Origin of the sequence: Verrucosispora sp. WMMD703, from assembly GCF_049178935.1 — a bacterium.
Lineage (GTDB): Bacteria > Actinomycetota > Actinomycetes > Mycobacteriales > Micromonosporaceae > Micromonospora > Micromonospora sediminimaris.
In genome coordinates this window covers 4290607-4310652 of the sequence record NZ_JBMHMM010000004.1, presented here as the reverse complement: position 1 = coordinate 4310652, position 20046 = coordinate 4290607, and the positions used below count along the sequence as shown (strand labels likewise).

20 protein-coding genes are annotated in these 20046 nt (G+C 70.8%); 14 read left to right on the top strand and 6 right to left on the bottom strand.

Features of this window, described 5'->3' with window-relative positions:
* Nucleotides 1-10 precede the first annotated feature (10 nt).
* The 6 genes from ACN26Z_RS20205 to ACN26Z_RS20180 form a co-directional block, all read right to left on the bottom strand.
* Nucleotides 11-1111 (bottom strand): monodechloroaminopyrrolnitrin synthase PrnB family protein, encoded by a 1101-nt coding sequence (locus ACN26Z_RS20205; protein ID WP_139233220.1) that lies wholly within the window; start codon nt 1109-1111, stop codon nt 11-13.
* A 133-nt stretch (nt 1112-1244) separates the two neighbouring features.
* Nucleotides 1245-1823: a dihydrofolate reductase family protein gene (locus tag ACN26Z_RS20200; RefSeq protein ID WP_396885608.1), complete on the bottom strand. Its 579-nt coding sequence runs from the start codon at nt 1821-1823 to the stop codon at nt 1245-1247.
* Nucleotides 1820-3019, bottom strand: a complete 1200-nt coding sequence (locus ACN26Z_RS20195; protein ID WP_396885607.1) for an RNA polymerase sigma factor — start codon at nt 3017-3019, stop codon at nt 1820-1822. Before ACN26Z_RS20195 ends, ACN26Z_RS20200 begins: the two co-directional genes overlap by 4 nt.
* 20 nt (nt 3020-3039) lie before the next feature.
* The gene (locus ACN26Z_RS20190; protein ID WP_282237932.1) at nt 3040-3393 is read right to left on the bottom strand and encodes a YciI family protein; all 354 of its coding nucleotides are present in this window, start codon (nt 3391-3393) and stop codon (nt 3040-3042) included.
* Nucleotides 3394-3423: 30 nt separating this feature from the next.
* On the bottom strand, nt 3424-3837 hold the full coding sequence (locus tag ACN26Z_RS20185) for a DUF6069 family protein (RefSeq protein WP_093408946.1): 414 nt from the start codon (nt 3835-3837) through the stop codon (nt 3424-3426).
* A 106-nt stretch (nt 3838-3943) separates the two neighbouring features.
* Nucleotides 3944-4552 carry a YdeI/OmpD-associated family protein gene (locus ACN26Z_RS20180; protein WP_093408944.1) on the bottom strand — a complete coding sequence of 203 codons (609 nt, stop codon included), beginning with the start codon at nt 4550-4552 and terminating at the stop codon, nt 3944-3946.
* A 118-nt stretch (nt 4553-4670) separates the two neighbouring features.
* On the opposite strand from ACN26Z_RS20180, the gene ACN26Z_RS20175 reads away from it, so the two are divergent.
* From ACN26Z_RS20175 to ACN26Z_RS20110, 14 genes are all read left to right on the top strand, one after another.
* Nucleotides 4671-5288 (top strand): helix-turn-helix transcriptional regulator, encoded by a 618-nt coding sequence (locus ACN26Z_RS20175; RefSeq protein ID WP_093408941.1) that lies wholly within the window; start codon nt 4671-4673, stop codon nt 5286-5288.
* Nucleotides 5289-5310: 22 nt separating this feature from the next.
* On the top strand, nt 5311-5766 hold the full coding sequence (locus ACN26Z_RS20170) for a DUF3291 domain-containing protein (protein WP_093408939.1): 456 nt from the start codon (nt 5311-5313) through the stop codon (nt 5764-5766).
* A gap of 202 nt (nt 5767-5968) precedes the next feature.
* The gene (locus ACN26Z_RS20165; RefSeq protein WP_421462828.1) at nt 5969-7186 is read left to right on the top strand and encodes an ROK family transcriptional regulator; all 1218 of its coding nucleotides are present in this window, start codon (nt 5969-5971) and stop codon (nt 7184-7186) included.
* Nucleotides 7187-7317: 131 nt separating this feature from the next.
* A complete protein-coding gene (gene xylB / locus ACN26Z_RS20160; RefSeq protein WP_093408934.1) occupies nt 7318-8715 on the top strand; it encodes a xylulokinase in 1398 nt (465 codons plus the stop codon).
* Between the two features lie 42 nt (nt 8716-8757).
* Entirely contained in the window at nt 8758-10365 is a 1608-nt protein-coding gene (locus ACN26Z_RS20155; RefSeq protein ID WP_421462826.1) for an ABC transporter substrate-binding protein, read from the top strand.
* Nucleotides 10335-11378 carry an ABC transporter permease gene (locus ACN26Z_RS20150; protein WP_232511395.1) on the top strand — a complete coding sequence of 348 codons (1044 nt, stop codon included), beginning with the start codon at nt 10335-10337 and terminating at the stop codon, nt 11376-11378. Before ACN26Z_RS20155 ends, ACN26Z_RS20150 begins: the two co-directional genes overlap by 31 nt.
* Nucleotides 11371-12279 (top strand): ABC transporter permease, encoded by a 909-nt coding sequence (locus tag ACN26Z_RS20145; protein WP_421462824.1) that lies wholly within the window; start codon nt 11371-11373, stop codon nt 12277-12279. The genes ACN26Z_RS20150 and ACN26Z_RS20145 overlap by 8 nt, the downstream gene beginning before the upstream one ends.
* Nucleotides 12276-13244: an ABC transporter ATP-binding protein gene (locus ACN26Z_RS20140; protein WP_421462822.1), complete on the top strand. Its 969-nt coding sequence runs from the start codon at nt 12276-12278 to the stop codon at nt 13242-13244. The genes ACN26Z_RS20145 and ACN26Z_RS20140 overlap by 4 nt, the downstream gene beginning before the upstream one ends.
* A complete protein-coding gene (locus ACN26Z_RS20135) occupies nt 13238-13891 on the top strand; it encodes an ABC transporter ATP-binding protein (protein ID WP_282237943.1) in 654 nt (217 codons plus the stop codon). The genes ACN26Z_RS20140 and ACN26Z_RS20135 overlap by 7 nt, the downstream gene beginning before the upstream one ends.
* Nucleotides 13892-14206: 315 nt before the next feature.
* On the top strand, nt 14207-15220 hold the full coding sequence (locus ACN26Z_RS20130) for a hypothetical protein (protein ID WP_421462820.1): 1014 nt from the start codon (nt 14207-14209) through the stop codon (nt 15218-15220).
* On the top strand, nt 15217-16269 hold the full coding sequence (locus tag ACN26Z_RS20125; protein WP_396885599.1) for a cysteine synthase family protein: 1053 nt from the start codon (nt 15217-15219) through the stop codon (nt 16267-16269). The genes ACN26Z_RS20130 and ACN26Z_RS20125 overlap by 4 nt, the downstream gene beginning before the upstream one ends.
* Nucleotides 16266-17762, top strand: a complete 1497-nt coding sequence (locus ACN26Z_RS20120) for an argininosuccinate lyase (RefSeq protein WP_421462818.1) — start codon at nt 16266-16268, stop codon at nt 17760-17762. Before ACN26Z_RS20125 ends, ACN26Z_RS20120 begins: the two co-directional genes overlap by 4 nt.
* The gene (locus tag ACN26Z_RS20115) at nt 17744-18985 is read left to right on the top strand and encodes an ATP-grasp domain-containing protein (RefSeq protein ID WP_421462816.1); all 1242 of its coding nucleotides are present in this window, start codon (nt 17744-17746) and stop codon (nt 18983-18985) included. The genes ACN26Z_RS20120 and ACN26Z_RS20115 overlap by 19 nt, the downstream gene beginning before the upstream one ends.
* Nucleotides 18982-20025: a GntG family PLP-dependent aldolase gene (locus ACN26Z_RS20110; RefSeq protein WP_421462814.1), complete on the top strand. Its 1044-nt coding sequence runs from the start codon at nt 18982-18984 to the stop codon at nt 20023-20025. The genes ACN26Z_RS20115 and ACN26Z_RS20110 overlap by 4 nt, the downstream gene beginning before the upstream one ends.
* Nucleotides 20026-20046: the final 21 nt, after the last annotated feature.

The following is a 20046-nucleotide window of genomic DNA, read 5'->3' as shown; positions in this document are numbered from 1 at the left end:
TCCGGGTACGTCACGGCAGTTGGACCCGCTGCGCAGCGGTGGCGTTGAGCAGGGCGCGGTTCTGTCTTGTCAGGGCGAGGATCTCCTCAAGGAGCCCCACACTCCCGCCGCCACTGCCCAGTTCATACAGTCGGAGTTCCTCCTGATAGGCGCGTCGCGCCATCACCAGATGCTTTCCGCGGAACGACGTGAGGGTCTGCAGGGCTCGCCGCAGGCTCCTCGCACTGGCCTCGACGATCTCGTCCGGGGACCGTGCGCCGGAGGTGCCGAGGGCCGCGACGACGCGGGATGTGATGGATGGCGTGTTCGCCCACTCCGCGTACCGCTCCCGCCACTGCGGCAGGGTCTGCGCTGACACCTCACGGCAGAACTGCAGATATCCCGGACTTCCTCGGTCCGAGGCCCACAGGAGCAGGTCGATGAGAAAGATCGGAATGTGGGCCGCCGCCGGTCCCATGTAGGTGTGGCCGGCGACGCGGACGTCCTCGTAGAACGGTCTGAGCACCCGCGCGAAGAACTCGGGGGTGACGCTCGCCTGGATACCGCTCATGACCGTGTCCGCCACCGCGATGTGCGCGGCGAGCGACGCGATCCGCTCCGCGTGGACGGGCGCGGCCGGGTCCTCCTGCATCAGCGAGCGTCCGACGTCGACCGCGTGGGCGAGGTTCGGCACGCAGGTGCGTACCGCGTTGATCAGGCTGCGCTCCATCGGGTGCCCCGTGTAGAGCCGTTCCCGCTCACCCGTCGGATTCCACGACGTGTAGTGGTACACCGTGTCCCGCGGAATCATCCCGGTACGCTGGCCCAGCAGTTGGAATGACCTGGTCGCGCCCGGCACGGCGTCGAAGGCGGACACCCCGTGCCGTTGCAGGCTGCCGAGATACATGCCGAGATCACGCATGGCGGCGAGACACTCCGCGGTGGTGAAGGCCGCGATGCTCTCCGCCGGGGGAAGCGCAGCGCCGAGCACCCGTGCCAACGCGGCGACATCGGCGGCCCTGTTCAACCTGGGCAACATCCGAAGCTCGCTGTCCAACCGCAACGGGTCGAGCCTTCTGACCTGCTCGTTGTGCTCCTCGGAGATCACATCCACATTTGCGCTGCGGTGCACGTGAATCCTTCCCCCACGCGGATCCAGGCGATGTCCCTGATTCGAGCAGGAAGGCGTCGTGCCGTACGAATACCTGACAGAGCCCTGACAGATAGCCGTGCCCGTGCGGCGGTGACCGAGGGGCCGGGCGGAGTCAGACGTGCAGGGTGGGGCGGTAGATGAGTTCCTGGGCGCGGCCGTCGAGGGTCCGGCTTTCGAGCAGTTCCAGGTCGAAGTCGGCCGCGCCCTGGAAGACGGGTTCCGTGCCGGTCTGGCCCGTGATCACCGGGAAGACGGTCACCTGGACGCGGTCGACCAGGCCGGCGGCCATCAGCGCCCGGTTCATCGACAGGCTGCCGTGCGACCGCAGGGGTATGTCGGACTCCTCCTTCAGCCGGGCGACGACGTCGACGGCGTCGCCGCGCGCGATTGTCGCGTCCGGCCAGTCAAGGGGAGCTTCGAGGGTGTTCGACACCACCGTCGCCGGGAGGTTGCGCATCCGGGTGACCCAGGCGTCGCGTACCTCGGACTCCTCGGTGCTCTCGGCCAGCAGCTGCGCGAACACCCGGTACGTGTCGGCGCCGAAGACCATGCGCTGCTCCGCGCGGTACACGGCGAGGCGGTGCGCGAGCAGCTCGGGGCCCTGCTTGCCCCAGTAGCCGCCCCAGTCGCCGCTGTGGGTGCCGTAGCCGTCGAGGCTGGCGAAGACGTCGAAGGTGTAGGTGACGGTCATGAGGTTCTCCTCGTCCGGGTGAGTTCGGTGTGCCGACGTTGCAGGAAGGCGCGTTCGGTCTGGTTGGTGGCCAGTGCCATGGCCTCGTGGTAGGCGGCCCGGGCCTCCGTGTCGCGGCCGAGCCGGGCCAGCAGTTCGGCGCGGGTGGCGGGCAGCCGGTGGTAGCCGGGTAGGTCGATGTCCGCCAACGCGGCGAGGGCCACCGCCGGGCCGTGTACCTCCGCCACCGCGACCGCCCGGTTGAGCGCGACGATCGGCGTCGGTGCCAGCGCGAGCAGTTGGTCGTACAGTGCCAGGACCTGTGGCCAGTCGGTGGCGGCGCCGTCGGTGTGCACCGCGCTGATCGCGGCCTGGATCTGGTACGGCCCGGGCCGGTTGCGCCGCAGGCAGCGGCGGACCAGGTCGTGGCCTTCGGCGATGAGATCCCGGTCCCACAACGACCGGTCCTGATCGGCCAGCGGGACGAGTTCCCCGGTCGGGCCGAGCCGGGCCGGGCGGCGTGCCTCGGTCAGCAGCAGCAGGGCGAGCAGGCCGAGCACCTCGGGTTCGTCGGGCATCAACGCGGCGAGTTCGCGGGCGAGCCGGATCGCCTCGGTGCACAGGTCCGTCCTGATCAGCGGCCCCGCGGTGGACGTGTAGCCCTCGTTGAACATCAGGTAGAGCACGGTGAGCACGGGCGGTAGCCGATCCGGCAGTTCGTGTTCGGCGGGCACCCGGTACGGGATGCCGGCGTCGCGGATCTTCTTCTTGGCGCGCACGATCCGCTGGGCGACGGTGGCCTCCTGGATCAGGTAGGCCCGGGCGATCTCCGGCACGTCGAGGCCACCGAGGAGCCGGAGCGTGAGGGCGGTACGCGCGTCGGGGGCGAGCGCCGGGTGGCAGCAGGTGAAAATGAGTCGGAGTTGGTCGTCCCGCACCGGTCCCACCTCCTGGGGCTCGTCCGGTTGGTGCAGTAGCAGGGCTTCGGCGTGCCGGGCCTCGCGGGTGGTCTCCCGGCGGAGCCGGTCGACGGCCCGGTTCCGGGCGGTGGTCACGATCCAGGCGCCGGGGTTCGGCGGCAGCGTCTGCCACTTCTGCAGCGCCGTGGTGAAGGCGTCCTGCACCGCCTCCTCGGCGAGGTGGATGTCGCCGAGGAGGCGGGCCAGGGTGGCGACGCAGCGGCCGTACTCCGCGCGGTAGACGTTCGCCAGGTCCATGTCGGGTGACCGGCTCCGGTTCAGGCCTGGGACAGGTCGTCGAAGGGGCGCACCTCGACCGGGCCGCAGGCCGCGGCGCACTTCTCGGCCCAGGCGAGCGCCTCGTCCAGGTCGGCGCACTTGATGACCCAGAAGCCGGCGATGTGTTCCTTCGTCTCGGCGAACGGCCCGTCGCTCATGGTGGTGGCGCCGTTCTCGATCCGCACGACGGTGGCGCTGTCGGGCGACCGGAGCCCTCCGCCGAAGACCCAGGCGCCGGCGGCCTGCATCTCGTCGTTGACCCGGCCGGTCTCCCTGAACATGGTCTGCATCTCCTCGTCGGACGGCTCCGGCGCGCCCTCGACGAAGTGCACGGACAGCAGGTACTGCTTCATGACGATCCTCCGGTAACTCGATGGGTGGGCTCAGGCGGCCAGGCGGCGCGCGACAGCGGGGATCACGATCGCGGCCGCGACCAGGTGGGTGAGCATCAGCAACGCCTTGGTGGCCGGGCCGGCGTCGACGATCACATCCGGCACCAGCGACAGCACGGTCAGCACCACTGTCGTACGGACGAAGGTGCGCCGCGGACGTCGGGCGAAGCGGGACAGCAGCGCGGCGATGACCACGCCGATCAGCGAGAAGAAGGCGGTCAGCACACTGAAGCCGGCGACCGGGATCGGGGCTGCGCCGATGTCGAGGCTGACACCGGCCGCGTTGCCGGCGGCGGCGACGGCCATCGTGGCGACGCTGGCGGCAGCCGTCGCGACAACGCCGGTTCCGATCAGCGCACCGGTGGCCGGCAGGGTGGCGCGGGTGGTGTTCGTGGTGGTGCTCATCGTGCCCTCCAGCAGGCGTCTCGTCCGGCTCGGTGCCGGGCTCTCACCAGAGCTACGAAGAGGACCCACCCCGATCGACAGGCACGCCAAGATTTTTTGCGGAAGTTCAGTCCGGCGTGGGCTGGGGCCGGGCTTTCTGCGGATAGAACGTCTCGTGGCGGGCCAGCATGGCGACGAACTCGCCGATCTTTCGTTCCCGGGTCTGGGCTCGCTTCACGGCGTTGAGGCGGTGGATGAGAGCGAACCGGTTGGTCTTGGTGAGCACGTCGAACATGGCCTGGGCGGCGGGCTCGGCCGCGATGGCGGCGAGGAGGTCGTCCGGCACCTCGGCTTCCGACGGTGGGGCGTACGCGGCCGCCCATCGGCCGTCCGCCTTCGCGGCCTCCACGGCGGCGCGGCCCGATGGCAGCATCCGCCCCTGCGCCTCCAGCCGGGCGACGTGGGCCACGTTGCGCTGGGACCAGGAACTGCGGGGTCGGCGAGGGGTGTACCGGATCCAGGAGGTCTCGTGATCCCGTTTGCGGGCCTGCCCGTCGATCCAACCGAAACACAGGGCCTCGTCGACCGCCTGCTGCCAGGTCACGGTGGTGACCGAGCCGCCCTTCTTGGTGAGGGCGAGCCAGACGCCGGGCGACGTGGCGTGGTTGACCGACAACCAGGCACGCAGGGCGTCGGCGTCCGCGACGATCAACTCATCCAGCTCAGTGCTCGCCATGACGGCAGACTAGTGCGGTACCCGGACATGTTGGCCGTGTCGCCGCCCGGACCGGCGAACCTGGTCGGGCGCCGCAGCCTCGGCAGGTGACAGTGATCGGGCGGGTAGCGTCGGCAGCATGTCGTTGGAGGCCGTCGGGGCGCTGCGGGAGCCGGTGCGCCGGGCGGTGTACGAGTACGTTGTCACACAGGCGGAACCGGTGAGCCGTAACGAGGTCGCCGAGGCGGTGGGCGTCGGCCGCACCCTGGCGGCCTTCCATCTGGACAAGCTGGCCGAGGCCGGACTGCTGGAGACGTCCTACGCGTCGCGCAGTGGCGGGCCGGGTGCGGGACGGCCGGCCAAGCTGTACCGGCGGTCGGCGGCCGAACACGCGGTGACGCTGCCGCCGCGCGACTATCGGCTGCTGGCCGATGTGCTGGCGAGTGCGGTCGAGCGGTCCGGTGTGGAACCGGCGGTCCACTCGGCAGCGCGGGAGCTGGGCGCGAAGCTCGCCGGTGGCGGGGTGTTCGAACGACTGGGGACGCTCGGCTACGAGCCGTTCGAGGATGTCGACCAGACGATCCGGCTGCGTAACTGTCCGTTCCACGCTCTGGCCCAGGCGTACCCCGCGCTGGTCTGCGGTTTGAACCTGGCACTGCTCGACGGTCTGGTCGGCGACCGTGGCTGGGACGTCCGGCTCGACCCCGGGCCGACCGGGTGCTGCGTCGTGATCCGATCTAAAAACAATCAGGATTGACATAGAATGTAGGCTTGGTCGCATGGCCGACCATCACGTGGCGCAACTGAACATCGCCCGGCTTCGCGCCCCTCTCGACAGCCCCGAGCTTGCCGATTTCGTGGCCCTGCTTCCCGAGGTCAACGACCTGGCCGAGCGCTCGCCCGGTTACGTGTGGCGACTGCAGGACGAGTCCGGTGACGCGACCGCCCTGCGACCCTTCGAACCGGACATCATCGTGAACCTGACCGTGTGGCAGTCGATCGAGTCGCTGCGCGGCTTCGTGTACCGGACCGCGCACCTGGAGCCGATGCGTCGGCGGCGGGAGTGGTTCCTGCCGCTCGACCGCCCCCACCTCGTGCTGTGGTGGATTCCCGCCGGCGTCCTGCCGACCCTCGCCGAGGCCGCCGAACGGCTGGAACTGCTGCGCCGTGGCCCGTCGCCGGAGGCGTTCACCCTTCGCGAGCCGTACCCCGCTCCCGCCGAGCGCGTCGCCTGAGCGGCCACGCCCCGTCATCGATCGACGTCCTCCTGGACTGGGCCGACCAGCATCTGGGCGCGATCGAGGCGGCGCGCCGGGCGTACGACGCCGCCGCTTCGACCACCTGAAGCGCGGGCCCGTCGGGTACGGCGCGACGTCGACCGGTGGCCGGGCCGGGTCCGGTCTCCGATCAGGTGATCGGCGCGGGTAGCGTGAGGCGATGGAGGGCGCGGGGCCACGACGCGGCGCGGACCAGAACGTCGTGCGCGAGGTGAACCGGTCGCTCGTGCTCGCTGCCCTCAGGGCGGGCGGACGGATCTCGAGAGCCGGCATCGCGCGGGTCACCACGTTGGCCAAGCCGACCGTTTCCGCGATCGTCGACGAGTTGATCGCCGACGGCCTGGTCCGGGAGGTGGGCCGAGGGGCCACCTCGGTCGGTGGCGGCCGGCCGCCGATCCTGCTGGAGTTCAACGCCGCCTCGCATCTCGTCGTCGGCGCGCACATCGGCGCCCGGCGTACCACGGTGGCGGTCAGCGATGCCGACGGGCACGAGCTGGGGCGTCGTGAGTTCGACACGCCGACAGGCACGCCCGAGGCGGTGCTGCGGGAGGTCGCGGCGCAGGCGGCGGGCGTCGTCGGGGCGGCGGTGCCGGACGGCCGAATCGCCGCGGTCGGTGTGGTGCTGCCCGGGCTCACCGACTTCCACCGCGGTGTCTGCCTGCTGGCGCCGAACCTCGGGTGGCGCGACGTACCCGTCGGCGAGGTGTTGAACGCCATCCTCGGCGTGCCGGTCTACCTGCACAACGCCGGTCAGGCGGCGGCGGTCGCGGAGCATCTCGAAGGCGTCGGCGCCAAGGTCGGGGACCTGGCGTTGCTGTACGTGGGTACCGGCCTGTCGGTGGCGGTGCTCTGCGCCGGCCAGGTGCTCTACGGCGCCGGTGGCACGGCCGGCGAGATCGGACACTGCCGGATGCCGGGCGGTACCGTGCCGTGCAACTGCGGCAACGTGGGCTGCCTGGAGACGCTGGCGTCCGGGCCGGCGCTGGTCCGGCTCGCGCGGGAGGCGCTCGCGGCGGGCCGGGGGTCGGTGCTGAACGGCGGGTTCGACGTACGGGACGTGGCTGCCGCGGCCCGCTGCGGTGACGCCGTGGCGACCGAGGCGGTGGCGGAGGTGGGCCGCAACCTGGGCCTGGCCGCGTCGTGGGTCATCAACGCGTACAACCCGGCGATGCTGGTTCTCGGTGGCGGCCTCGCCGCGATCTCCGATCTGCTGCTGCCCCACCTCCGGGCGACGACGACGCAGTACGCGCTCGGTCCCGCCCGACGTGCTGTGGAGATCCAGGTTTCCACTCTCGGCCGGGACGCGGAGGTACGCGGTGCGGTGCTGCTCGCGTTGCAGCACTCCACGACGTACGACCGGGTGGTTCTCCGGTCGTGAGGTCGCGGACCGGCCGCGTCCCGACCACTTAGGAAGGGCATTGAACTAACTGGTTCCCAGCCGTAGAGTCGGCCGCGACAACATCGCCCGAGTGCCTCGACACACCGGCACCGGACCCTGTGGAGCGTGCGATGACACTGGTAGCCGGCGTCGACTCATCCACCCAGTCGACGAAGGTGGTGGTGTGCGACGCGGACACCGGCGAGGTGCTCCGCGAGGGCCGTGCCCCGCACCCCGACGGGACGGAGGTCGACCCGCACCTGTGGTGGGCCGCCTTCGAGCGGGCCAGCGCCGGGCTGCTGGACGGCGTGGCCGCGATCGGCGTCGGCGGGCAGCAGCAGGGCATGATCTGCCTCGACGAGGCCGGCGAGGTGGTGCGTCCCGCCTTGCTGTGGAACGACACCCGCTCGGCGCGCGCCGCGGTCGACCTCACCGGCGAATTCGGTGGCCCGCAGGCGTGGGCCGACGCGGTCGGGCTGGTGCCGGTAGCCAGCTTCACGGTCACCAAACTGCGCTGGTTCGCTCGCGCCGAGCCGGAACTCGCGGCCCGGACCAGCACGGTGCTGTTGCCGCACGACTGGCTCACCCATCGATTGCGCGCTGGCGGGGGAGAGCCGACGACGGATCGCGGTGAGGCCTCCGGCACCGGGTACTGGTCACCGGCGACCGGGGAGTACCGGCGGGACCTGGTGCGGCTCGCCTTCGGCCGGGACGTGGCACTGCCCCGGGTCGCCGGCCCTGCCGAGACGGTAGGCGAGACCGCGTCCGGTGCGATACTCGCCGCCGGCACCGGCGACACCATGGGCGCGGCACTCGGCGTCGGCCTGGGACCCGGCGACGTGGTGGTGTCGCTGGGCACCTCGGGATGCGCGTTCGGGCTGAGTGAGGTCCCGACCGCCGACCCGAGCGGGTTGGTGGCCGGCTACGCCGACGCGACAGGTCGGTTCCTGCCGCTGGTGTGCACGCTCAACGCGGCAAGGGTGCTGGTCGCGGTCGCCGATCTGCTGGGCCGGTCGCTGGCCGAACTCGACGAGTTGGCGCTCTCGGCACCGCCCGGCGCTGACGGATTGACGCTCCTGCCGTACCTGGACGGGGAGCGCACCCCGAACCTGCCTGACGCCCGCGGTCTGCTCGCCGGGCTGACCCGCGCGAACGCGTCGGCGGCGAATCTGGCGCGGGCCGCCGTGGAGGGCATGCTCGGCGGTCTCGCCGACGCCCTCGACGCCCTCCGCGCCCAGGGCATCCCGGTCGTCCGGGTGCTGCTGGTCGGCGGCGCGGCCCGGTCGCGTGCGGTGCGGGCGGTCGCGCCGGCGTTGTTCGGCGCACCGGTGAGCGTGCCGCGCCCTGGCGAGTACGTCGCGCTCGGCGCGGCACGTCAGGCGGCCTGGGCGTTGGCCGGTGGAGCCGAACCGCCACAGTGGCCGGTCGCTGCCGACGAGGTGGCCGCCGCCGGCACCCCGGACGTACACGAGCGCTACGTCGACGTCCGTCAGCGGGCGCTCCCACTGCTCGCGGCGACGGAGGGCTGAGCACTATTGCCAAAGATGTGCAGATGCATTTAGCTTGCATCTGTGGCCATCTCGTGGATTCGCGCCGCCGTCGGCTTGCCCGTTGCCCTCTCCGTGGCGCTCGTCAGCGGTTGCGGTGGCCCGCCCCGGGACGATCGTGCGCTGGGTGGCACCAGCATCGTCATCGGCGCGGCGTCGGAACCGGACAACCTCAACCCGGTACTCGGCTACGCACCCAACGGGGCGAGCAAGCTGTTCGACGGCCTGGTGGACCGGGACGCCGACCTGACCCTGCGGTCGGCACTGGCAGCGGAGCTGCCCCGGGTCTCCACTGACGGCCTGACCTGGACCGCGGATCTGCGGCCCGGCGTCACCTTCTCCGACGGTCAGCCGGTCACCGCCGAGGACGTGGTCTTCACCTACGAGGCGGTGGTGGCGCCCGCGTCGCAGTCGCCCATCGCCGCGGACTACGAGGCGCTGGAATCGGTGCGCGCCGTCGACACCGACACTGTCGAGTTCCGGCTCAGGTACCCGTACCAGCCGTGGGCGCAGCGGCTGGCCCTGGGCATCGTGCCCAAGCAGGCGCTGGCCGGGCAGGACATCCGCAGGGCGCCGTTCAACCGGAACCCGGTCGGCACCGGTCCCTATCGGTTGGTGGACTGGCGGGCCGGCGAACGGATGGTGCTGACGGCAAACCCCGACCACTACCGGGGCGCCCCGCAGGTCACCGACGTGACGATCGTGTTCGCCGCCGACGACAACGTACGCGCGCAGCGGATGGCTGCCGGCGAGTTCGATGCCGCCGCGTTGCCGCCGAAGCTCGCCAGGACCTACGAAGGCCGGCCCGGCTACCGGGTCGTCTCCAGCCGTAGCGCTGACTACCGTGGCATCGGGCTGCCCGTCGACCTGCCGATCACCGCGACGGCGCAGACCCGTCGCGCCGTCAACCTCGCCATCGACCGGCAGGCCATGGTGGACACCATCCTCGCCGGCCAGGGCACGCCGGCGAGCAGCCCGGTCGCGCCCGCGCTGGCGCAGTGGCACGTACCGAGCACGGCGTTCGCGTTCGACCGGGCGCAGGCCGCACGACTGCTCGACGAGGCCGGGTGGCGGCCGGGCCCGGACGGCGTACGGGTCAAGGACGGCGTGCGGGCCGAGTTGCCGGTCCTGTATCCCGGCGACGACGTGCTGCGCAAGGAGTTGGCGGTGGCTGCGGCCAGCGACATTTCCGAGATCGGGATCGAGGCCCGGGCGGAGAGCGCCACCTTCGAGCAGATGTTGCAACGGCGCACCAGCACCGCCGGACTCTGGGGCGGCGGCGACCCCTACGACCCGGACAGCGCCGCCTACACCCTGCTGCACTCAAAGTACGCCGACACCGGCGGCTACGTGAACATGACCCGCTACCGCAATGCTGAGGTGGACGCCGCGCTGGATCGCGGCCGGCAAGCCGGCGACACCGACGCGCGCGTCGCGGCCTACCACGACTTCCAGCGCGCCTACGCCGACGATCCGGGTTGGGCGTTCCTGGTCTTCCTGAACCACACGTACGTGTTGCGGGAGGGCTGGACGGGTCTGCGTGACCAGGTGGAGCCGCACGACCATGGTCTGATCCACGGGCCTTGGTGGAACCTGGAGGAGTGGACTCCGGCCGCGGCGGCGGTCCGGTGACGGTCGCCGAGCCGACGAGCGCACCGCCGCGCCGGTCGCTGGCCGGGGCGCTGGGTCGGCTGGTCCTGCGCCGGCTGCTGCTCGCCGTCCCGGTGTTGGCCGCGGTCAGCGCCACCATCTTCGTCCTCGGCAAGGCATCGCCGTTCGACCCCGTCGCCTCGTACTTCGGTGTGCGGATTCTGCGTGCCTCCCCGGAGCAGGTGGCGCAGATCCGGCGGGACTGGGGCGCGGACGACCCGGCTCTGGTGCAGTACGGTCGGTGGCTGAAACACCTGCTCAGCGGCGACCTCGGCGACTCCCGCACGTTCGGGTTGCCGGTCGCCACCCTCATCGGTGACCGACTCGGCTGGTCCGCGCTACTGGCCGGCACGGGTCTGCTGCTGGCGTTGGCACTGGCACTGCTCGCCGGCACGGCGGCCGCGTGGCACCGGGGCGGGTGGTTCGACCGGGCGGTCTCCTCGGTGGCCTACACGCTGGAGGCGACGCCGGTGTTCTGGCTGGCGCTGGGCGCCCTGTCGCTGTTCGCCGTGCGACTGCGCTGGCTGCCGGCGGCTGGGCTGACCGACCCCGGCGCCGACATCTCCGTCGCGCAGGTCGCCGAACATCTGATTCTGCCCGCCGCCGTGCTGGGTGTGGCACAGGCGCCGTGGTTCCTGCTGTTCATCCGCGAGTCGGTGGCGCACGGGCTGACCCAGGACTACGTCCTCGGTGCCCGCGCCCGTGGCCTGGGGGAACGCACGGTGGTGTTGCGCCACGCGTTGCGCACCGGCCTGCTCCCGCTGATCACCCTGGTCGGCGCGCGGGTACCCGAACTGATCACCGGCGCGGTGCTCGTGGAGGCGGTGTTCTCCTGGCCCGGCGTCGCCGCCGCCACCGTCACCGCCGCGACCACCGTCGACTTCGCGCTGCTGGCGGCGCTGACCCTGCTCGGGACCGTCTCGGTGCTCGTGGGGAACCTGCTGGCTGACATCGGCTACTCGATCGCCGATCCCCGGGTGCGTGCCGATGGGTGAGCAGGCTCTCGCGCCGCACTGGCGGCCCGCCGCCCGCCGCCGCGCCGGATCCGCCCGGCCCGGTCAGGCGTACCGGCGTCGGGCCCGGCTCCGGCTGGCCGTCTCGGTTGCGGTGCTCGCCACCCTGACCCTCACGGTCCTGATCGTCCCGCCCATCGTGGACCTCGGCCAGCAGAGCGTCGACCTGCGGCAGGCCCTGCTGCCACCGTCGTTCGCCCACCCGTTCGGCACCGACGAGGTCGGTCGAGATGTCCTGCTGCGTTGCGTGTACGGGCTGCGCGTCTCCTTCATCGTCGGGCTGGTCGCTGCTGCGGTGTCCACCGTCATCGGCGTCGCCGTCGGCGCGGTGGCCGGTGCCTTCGGCGGCTGGGTCGATCGCATCCTGATGCGCGGCGTAGACGCGGTCGCCTCCGTACCGCATCTGCTGCTGGGTATCTTCATCGTGGCGATGTTCCAGCCCGGCCTGGTGCCGGTCATCGCGTCGATCGGGCTCACCCACTGGCTCGGCACCGCCCGCATCGTCCGATCGGAGATCCTGTCCCTGCGGGAACGACCGTTCGTCGACGCCGCGGTTGTCGGCGGTGCCTCCCGCTGGTACGTCATCCGGCGACACCTGCTGCCCAACGTCGCCGGGCATGCCGCCCTCGCCGCGACCCTCGTCGTGCCGCACGCGATCTGGCATGAGACCGCGCTGTCGTTTCTCGGCCTCGGACTGCCGGCCCACCTGGCCAGTCTCGGCAACATGCTCAACGACGGTCAGCAGTCCCTGCTCACCGGCGGCTGGTGGAACTCCTTCTTCCCTGGGCTGCTGCTGGTGGCGGCCGCGCTGGCCATCGCGGGGCTCGCCGGTTACGCCCGCGAGCGCACCGACCCGTATCGGAGTTCGGAGATGATCCGGTGACGGTCCTCGTCGACGTACGTGATCTGTCGGTGCGCTTCCGGCTGCCGCGCGGGACCACCGTGCGGGCGGTGAGCGGCGCGTCCTTCCAACTGCGGGCCGGGCGTTGCCTCGCGCTCGTCGGCGAGAGCGGCTGCGGCAAGTCCGTCCTGGTGGGTGCCCTGCTCGGTCTGCTGCCCGGCAACGCCGAGGTGGCCGGCACCGCTGCGCTTACCGACGGCGTCGGTCGGGTGGACCTGCTCACCGCCCCGGAACCGGTGCTGGCCCGGCAGATCCGTGGCCGGCGCATCGGTCTCGTGCCCCAGTCACCGACCGCGCACCTGACCCCCGTGCACACGGTGCGCCGTCACCTCACCGAAACCCTGGCCACACTGCGGCCGACGACCGGGCGGCCAACCCGGCGACGGCGACGGGCGGCGGACCTGGCCGCCGTCGAGGCCGGGGCACGGGTCGGCCTGCCCGCGAGCGCCCTGGATCATTACCCGCACGAGCTTTCCGGCGGCATGGCGCAACGTGCCGTCACCGCCCTCGCCCTGGCCGGCGATCCTGAGGTCCTGCTCGCCGACGAGCCCACCACCGGCCTGGACGCGCCTCTGGCCAGGCGGACGCTGGACGAGTTGCGGCATCTCGTCGACCTCGGGCATGCGGTTCTGTTGATCACTCACGACCTGGACGCCGCCGCCCGCATCGCCGACGACATCGCGGTCATGTACGCCAGTCGCATCGTCGAGACCGGGCCCGTCGAGACGGTGCTGCATCGGCCTCGGCACCCGTACACCGCTGGTCTGCTGGCCGCCCTGCCGCGCAACGGTTTTCACCCGATCCCTGGCCTGCCACCGCAGCTCGACTCGCTACCGGACGGCTGCGCGTTCGAGCCGCGCTGCCAGCGTGCCGGCGCCGAGTGTGCGCAGGTGCCGCCGGCGGCGACCGACGGTGGGCACCTGGTCGCCTGTCACCGGCCATGCTGACCGCTCGCGGGATCACCGCCGGCTGGACGCCGGGTCGGCCCGTCGTCCGAGGGGTCGACGTCGACCTCGAACCTGGCGAGGTGCTGGGGTTGCAGGGCCCGAGCGGCTGCGGCAAGTCCACCCTCGCCCGGGTGCTCGCCCTGTTGCACCGGCCCACGGCCGGTGTGGTGCGTATCGACGGCGATTCGGTGAGCGGACACCGGTACGCCGTTCCACGCGAGCTGAGAACCCGGATCGGCGTGCTGTTCCAGCAGCCGAGGATCTCCGTCGACCCCCGCCTGACGCTGCGTCAGATCATCGTGGAACCGCTGCGAGCCAACGGTCGGCGCGCCGAGGCGACCCAGCGGCTGTCCGAGCTGGCCGGGGCCGTCGGACTCACCGAGGACCTGCTCGACCGCCGTCCGCACGCGGTGAGCGACGGGCAACTGCAGCGGGCCTGTCTCGCTCGTGCTCTCGCGTTGCGGCCCAGGTATCTGATCTGCGACGAGATGACCGCCATGCTGGACGCTTCAACCACCGCCGCTCTCGTCCACGTGTTGAACGCGTACCGGGATCGGGAAGGCGCCGGAATCCTCGCCATCAGTCATGACGACGACCTGCTCGCTTATTGGACTGACCGTGTTCACCGGCTGCACGACCAACATTGACATTGCCGTCATCGCGCGTGATGTCGGGCGATTCTACTATACATGCCGCCGCAACTTGCTCACCATGTCATGATTCTGAAAGGTGGCTGGGGTATTAATTCTGCACATCCGTGACAAGGTGCTCGATGAATGTCTCGTCGAATGTCACACGGCATTGATCATGAGCTCGTCCAATGCACTCTGACCTGCGTATTCGTGTTCCCTGGAGGCTGCATTGACAGACTTGGTGGTCGCGGCTACTGTTTGCGACGGAGCCGTTGCGGTGTCGTGAGAGCCTCCGGCGGTCGCAGTATGTCCCTAGTCCGGGGGGAATTGTTGGACATCCGCGAAATGCCACGTAAACATCAACCGAGGTCTTTTGCTCAAACCGATATCGCGACAGAATCGACACCTTCCTGGTGGGGTAGAGTCGGCGTTGGCACTGCCATGGGGCACCATGGCGAGTTGCTCCAAGGCGTTTTCCACGACAAATCCGGTAACCCTCGTCGTGGTCTGGTCACGATGCCGGTCGTCGACCTGAAAACGGTGGCGATATTCCGAGGAAAGGCCGGCTCCGGTCCGGTGCGGATCACGGTTGAGCCGGGCAGTAAGGACAAGGCCCGTCGGGCCGCCGAGCTCGCCGTCGACTACTGCGCTCAGCGCTCCGGGAGCCCTGCCGTGCACGGGCACCTGGTGAATCACACGGCGGTCATGAGCGGTCTGGGCCTAGGCGCGTCCACAAGCGACGTGGTCGCCAGCATCCGTGCCGTGGCCGACTGGTACCGGTTGTCCCTGCAACCGGCGGAGATCGCCCGACTGAGCGTACTCGCCGAGCGCGCCTCCGACTCCATCATGATCGAGGACCGGACCGTGCTCTTCGCGCAGCGCGAAGGGGTGGTGCTGGAGGACTTCACCACCCCGCTGCCGCCGGTGATCGTCGTCGGCTGTGTGGCCGGTCCCGACCTCAGCGTCGACACGTTGACGCTCACGCCCGCCGAGTACGACCCGGACGAGTTGATTCGACTGCAGGTCATGCTCTCGACGTTGCGGCACGGCATCGCCACCGCCGACGTGACGCTGATCGGCGCCGTGGCGACGGCGAGCGCCCGGATGAACCAGCGCTTCCTTCCCAAGCCTGAACTCGAAACGTTGATCGCAATCGGTGAGGCGCACGCCGCCGCCGGAGTGCAGGTCGCGCACAGCGGTTCCGTCGCTGGCCTGATCTTCGATCCGGAGCGTGCGTCCGTCTCGGACGACATCGAGCGCTGTGTCCGGGCCATGAGACATGCCGGCATCACCCATACCGAGGTGTTCTGTTCGCAGCCGGCCAAGACGGGAGGACGGGGATGAGATCCTCAGTGTTCGAGGAGATCACCGCAGGGGTGGAACGACCGCAGATCGTCCGACTGGGACCGAACCTCTTCGGCGTCGTGTTCACGCTGATGAAGATGATCCCGGCACGCTACATCCTGCGGCAGGCTGTCGCGCGCGGCGACATCGGTCCCGACACGCTCATCGTGGAGACCACCTCGGGTACCTTCGGACTCGCCCTGGCCATGCAGACCGCGCTGCTGCGCCGACGCCTGATCCTGGTCAGCGATCCGGTGATCGATGACGAACTGCACCGGCGACTGACCGACCTCGGCGCGACCGTGGAGATCGTCCGGCACATGGCCGCGAGCGGTGGCTACCAGGGGGCGCGGCTGGAACGGCTCGCGGAGATCCGTGCCGAACACGAAGACTCGTTCTGCCCCGAGCAGTACGCGAACCCGGACAACCCCCGCTCCTACTCCCTGGTGGCCGAGCTGCTCAGCGAAGCCCTGCCCCAGGTCGACCTGCTGATCGGACCGGTCGGGTCGGGCGGATCCATGTGCGGTACGGCCTCCTTCCTCCGATCGGTCAGTCCCGACCTGCGGCTGATCGGCGTGGACACACACCGCAGTGTGCTGTTCGGTCAGCCCGACGGAGCGCGATCCCTGCGCGGCCTCGGCAACAGTCTGATCCCGCCGAACCTCGACCACACCGCGTTCGATCAGGTGCACTGGTGCAGCGCCGGTCAGGCCTACCGGGCCACCCGGAAACTGCACCGCGAGCACGCGGTCTTCCAGGGGCCGACCAGCGGCGCGGCCTTTCTCGTGGCCGAGCGGGCGGCGATGACGAACCCCGACGCGGTGACCGTGGTCATGCTGCCCGACCAGGGCTACCGCTACCAGTCCACCGTCTACGACGACCGGTGGCTCGCCGAGCAGGGGCACCTGGCCGACTCGACCGAGGACCGGCCGGTGGAGACGAGTCACCCCCTTGCCGAGCACGCGGAGTGGTCCTGGTTCAACTGGGGACGACGGAGCCTGCACGAGGTCCTCGAACATCGCGGCACCGCCAGCGTGGCGGCGCGATGAGCGACACGGGCCGGATCAAGGAGCCCATCGGCCTGCGGACGCAGCGGCAGATCTACGGTGAGCCGACGCCGGCCGAGATCGCCGAGGAACTCGATCGCACCACCCTGGTGGACCTGGCACACGTGGTCATGCTCAGGGAGCGGCGGCTGATCGAGCCCGGGGCGGCGGTCGCGCTGGTGACGCTGATCGAGCAGCTTCGCGACAGCCGCTTCGCCGCCCTCGCCAACGCCCGCATGCCGCGCGGGCTGTATCTGGCCTACGAGCAGTACCTCACCGCGGAACTCGGCGAGGACGTCGGCGGCGTACTGCACACCGGACGTTCCCGCAACGACATGAAGGCCACCATCACCCTGACCCGGCTGCGCGAGTGGCTGCTGTCCTTCGTTCAGGAGACGTCGAGGCTCGTCGCGGTGCTGCTGAGCCGGGGACGTGAGTACCGCGACGTCGTGATGCCGGTGCACACCCACTACCAGGCGGCCATGCCGATCACCTACGGCTACTACCTCACCGGCGTGGCGGCCGGGCTGACCCGGGAGATCGAGTCGGCCTGGGATTCGGCGAGGGGACTACGGCGCTGCCCCATGGGCGCCGGTGCGGTCGCCGGGAGCGACCTGCCGATCGATCCGGCCCGGGTCGCCGCGCTGCTGGGATTCGAGGAACCACCGGTGCACGCCCTGGACGCCATCGCCAGCCGGGACGTCTCGCTGCGACTGCTTGCGGACGCCACCGGCGTGGCCGTCGTGCTGAGCAGGCTCGGCACCGACCTGCAGCTGTGGAGTACCGAGGAGTTCGGCTTCATCCAGTTTCCCGACCGTCTCGTCGGCGGCAGTTCGGCGATGCCGCAGAAGCGCAACGCCTTCCTGCTCGAACACGTCACGGCCGCCGTGGGGCGGGTGAGTTCGTCCTGGGTGGGCGCGGTCACCGCGATGAAGGGCGCACCCTTCACCAACTCCATCGAGGTCGGCACCGAGGCGGTCGGACTCGCCTGGCCGGGTCTGCGAGCCGCCACCGACGTCGTACAGCTCGGTCAGGTTCTGGTCAGCGGCGCCCGACCACGTCCCGGCCGGATGCGACAGCGGGCGGTGGAGGGGATCACCACGGCCACGGCGGTGGCCAACCGACTGGTCCAGGACGGCATGCCCTTCCGGGTCGCGCACCACACCGTCGGTGCGGCCATCCGGGAGCAGCTGGCCGAGGCCGATGGCGAGCCGACCGGCATCGACTGGGTGGCGCAGCGATTCCCGGCGGCTGCCAAGGTCGCCGACCCGGCGATCGCGGCGAGCCTCACCGACGCCGGCGGCGGCCCCGGTGACTGGCAGCGCGGGTACGACGACGTGTACGGCAGGTTGCGGGTCCTCCGCGACCGGAGTCAGCGGGAGTTGGCGCGGCTGACCGCCGCCCGTGCCGAGCTGAACAGCGCCGTCCGTGAGCTGCGGCTCGGCAGGACCACGGCCAACCAGCAGAAGGAGGATCGGTGGACGCCTCGGGGGTGATGGTGTTCGTGGAGAGCAACACCACGGGGACCGGTCGGCTCTACTGCCGGGCAGCTCGGCACCGAGGACTACGTCCGGTCATGCTCGCCCGCGATCCGTCCCGTTATCCGTACCTCGCCCAGGACGGGATCGATTCGCTCGTCCTCGACACCGGTGACGCCGAGACGGTCGCGCGTGCCTGCCAGCAGCTGGGGCCGGTCGCGGGCGTCACCTCCAGCTCCGAGTACTTCGTCCCGGTCGCCGCCCGGGCGGCACTGCGGGTGGGTCTCGCCGGCCCCGATCCCGTTGCCGTCGAGCAGGCCCGCGACAAGGGGTTGCAACGGGAGGCGCTGCTGGCATCGGGCGTATCCGTGCCTGACTTCCGCGTGATCCGTACGCCGGGCGAGGCGACGTCGGCCGCGGTCGAACTCGGCTGTCCGTTGGTGGTGAAGCCGGTGCGGGGCTCGGGCTCGGTGGGGGTGCGGCTGTGCCGTACCAGCCGGGAGGTCGTCGAGCACGCGACCCGGTTGCTCGCCACCAGGGTCAACGAGCGGGGTCTGCCCGTTGAGCCGAGAGTCCTCGTCGAGCGCTTCGTCAGCGGGCCTGAGTTCTCCGCGGAGTTCTTCGACGGTGAGCTGGTGGGCCTGACCGCCAAGCAGCTCGGCCCGCCACCACACTTCGTCGAGACTGGGCACGACTTTCCCGCGGAGCTGGCGCCGACGACTGCTGCCGCGCTCACCGAATGCGCGCGATCCGCGTTGCAGGCGCTCGGCCTGACCTGGGGGGCGACGCACACCGAGCTGCGGTTGAGTCCCGACGGACCGATGATCATCGAGGTGAACCCACGCCTGGCCGGCGGCTTGATCCCCGAGCTGGTACGCGCGGCCCTCGGCATCGACCTGGTGGACTGCGTCATCGCGCGGGCAAGCGGCGACCTGCCCAAACTGCGTCCACTGCGCAACGCACACGCCGCGATCCGATTCCTCATCGCGCCGGGCGACGGGGAGATAGCCGAGGTCGACGGGGTCGAGCCGGCGGAACGGACCGCGGCGGTCCGCGCCGTCAACATCGGCGTGGCGGTCGGGGATCGCGTCACGGTGACCGGGGCGTTCACCGACCGGATCGGCTCGGTCATCGCCGCTGCCGACACCGGTCCGGAGGCCGCTCGGCAGGCCGAGACGGCGCTGGGTCGACTGACCGTACGGCTCGCAGACCACGCGGAGAACGGAATGGCCGGCAAATGATCGAGTTGCGTAGTGACACCTTCACCGTGCCCGACGCGACCATGCGACACGCCATCGCCGAGGCCGCCGTCGGAGACGACGTCTACGGTGAGGACCCGACCGTGCGGGCGCTGGAGCGGCGGGCGGCGGCGCTCACCGGGCATCAGGCGGCGGTGTTCACCCCCAGCGGCACCATGGCCAACCTCTGCTCGGTCATGGCCCAGGCGGAACGTGGGCGGGCGGTGATCGTCGGTGACCGCAGCGACCTGTACCTCTTCGAGGCCGGCGGACCGTCGGTGCTCGGCGGCACCGTGCTGCGCCCGGTGCCGAACCTGCCGGACGGCACGCTCGACCCGCGTCGGTTGACCGAGGAGCTGACCGTCGACCGGCAGGATCCGCAGTTCGCGCTGCCCGCACTGCTCTGCGTGGAGAACACCCACAACATGGCCGGGGGCGTGCCACTGGACCTGGGATACCTCAAGCACCTGCGGGATCTCAGCGGGGAACACGGCATCCGGCTGCACCTGGACGGTGCGCGGGTCTTCAACGCCGCGGTCGCCCTCAACGTACCGGTAGGCGAGATCACCAGCCTCGCCGACTCGGCGCAGTTCTGTCTGTCGAAGGGGCTGGGCGCGCCGGTCGGCTCGCTGCTGGTGGGTAGCGCGGAGGTGATCGAACGGGCCCAACGGATCCGCAAGATGCTCGGCGGTGGCATGCGCCAGGCCGGTCTGCTCGCGGCGGCCGGTCTCATCGCGCTCGACGATGTCGAGCAGCGGCTGCGGAGCGATCATGAGCACGCGGCCATCTTCGCCGAGTTGCTCATGGCCTCCGACGCGCTGGAACTGCGTGGCGGAGCACCCCGTACCAACATCGTCTTCTTCCGGGCCGCCGGCGTCGAGAGCCAAACCTCGTTCCTGCGGCACTGCGCCGACGGGGGAGTTCGCCTCCTCGAACTCGAAGCCGGCTGGGTGCGGGCGGTCTTCCACGGCGGGGTCAGCGGGGCGGACGCGCGACGCGCGGCCCACGTCATCCGTACCGCCGCCGAACGCCTCCCGCGCTGACAGACCCCGCTCCGACCGCCG

Coding starts and splice junctions, on each gene's coding strand:
- ACN26Z_RS20200 (WP_396885608.1), bottom strand. CDS start 1,823: ATGACCGTCACCTACACCTTCGACGTCTTCGCCAGCCTCGACGGCTAC.
- ACN26Z_RS20195 (WP_396885607.1), bottom strand. CDS start 3,019: ATGGACCTGGCGAACGTCTACCGCGCGGAGTACGGCCGCTGCGTCGCC.
- ACN26Z_RS20190 (WP_282237932.1), bottom strand. CDS start 3,393: ATGAAGCAGTACCTGCTGTCCGTGCACTTCGTCGAGGGCGCGCCGGAG.
- ACN26Z_RS20185 (WP_093408946.1), bottom strand. CDS start 3,837: ATGAGCACCACCACGAACACCACCCGCGCCACCCTGCCGGCCACCGGT.
- ACN26Z_RS20180 (WP_093408944.1), bottom strand. CDS start 4,552: ATGGCGAGCACTGAGCTGGATGAGTTGATCGTCGCGGACGCCGACGCC.
- ACN26Z_RS20175 (WP_093408941.1), top strand. CDS start 4,671: ATGTCGTTGGAGGCCGTCGGGGCGCTGCGGGAGCCGGTGCGCCGGGCG.
- ACN26Z_RS20170 (WP_093408939.1), top strand. CDS start 5,311: ATGGCCGACCATCACGTGGCGCAACTGAACATCGCCCGGCTTCGCGCC.
- ACN26Z_RS20165 (WP_421462828.1), top strand. CDS start 5,969: ATGGAGGGCGCGGGGCCACGACGCGGCGCGGACCAGAACGTCGTGCGC.
- xylB (WP_093408934.1), top strand. CDS start 7,318: ATGACACTGGTAGCCGGCGTCGACTCATCCACCCAGTCGACGAAGGTG.
- ACN26Z_RS20145 (WP_421462824.1), top strand. CDS start 11,371: ATGGGTGAGCAGGCTCTCGCGCCGCACTGGCGGCCCGCCGCCCGCCGC.
- ACN26Z_RS20135 (WP_282237943.1), top strand. CDS start 13,238: ATGCTGACCGCTCGCGGGATCACCGCCGGCTGGACGCCGGGTCGGCCC.
- ACN26Z_RS20125 (WP_396885599.1), top strand. CDS start 15,217: ATGAGATCCTCAGTGTTCGAGGAGATCACCGCAGGGGTGGAACGACCG.
- ACN26Z_RS20120 (WP_421462818.1), top strand. CDS start 16,266: ATGAGCGACACGGGCCGGATCAAGGAGCCCATCGGCCTGCGGACGCAG.
- ACN26Z_RS20110 (WP_421462814.1), top strand. CDS start 18,982: ATGATCGAGTTGCGTAGTGACACCTTCACCGTGCCCGACGCGACCATG.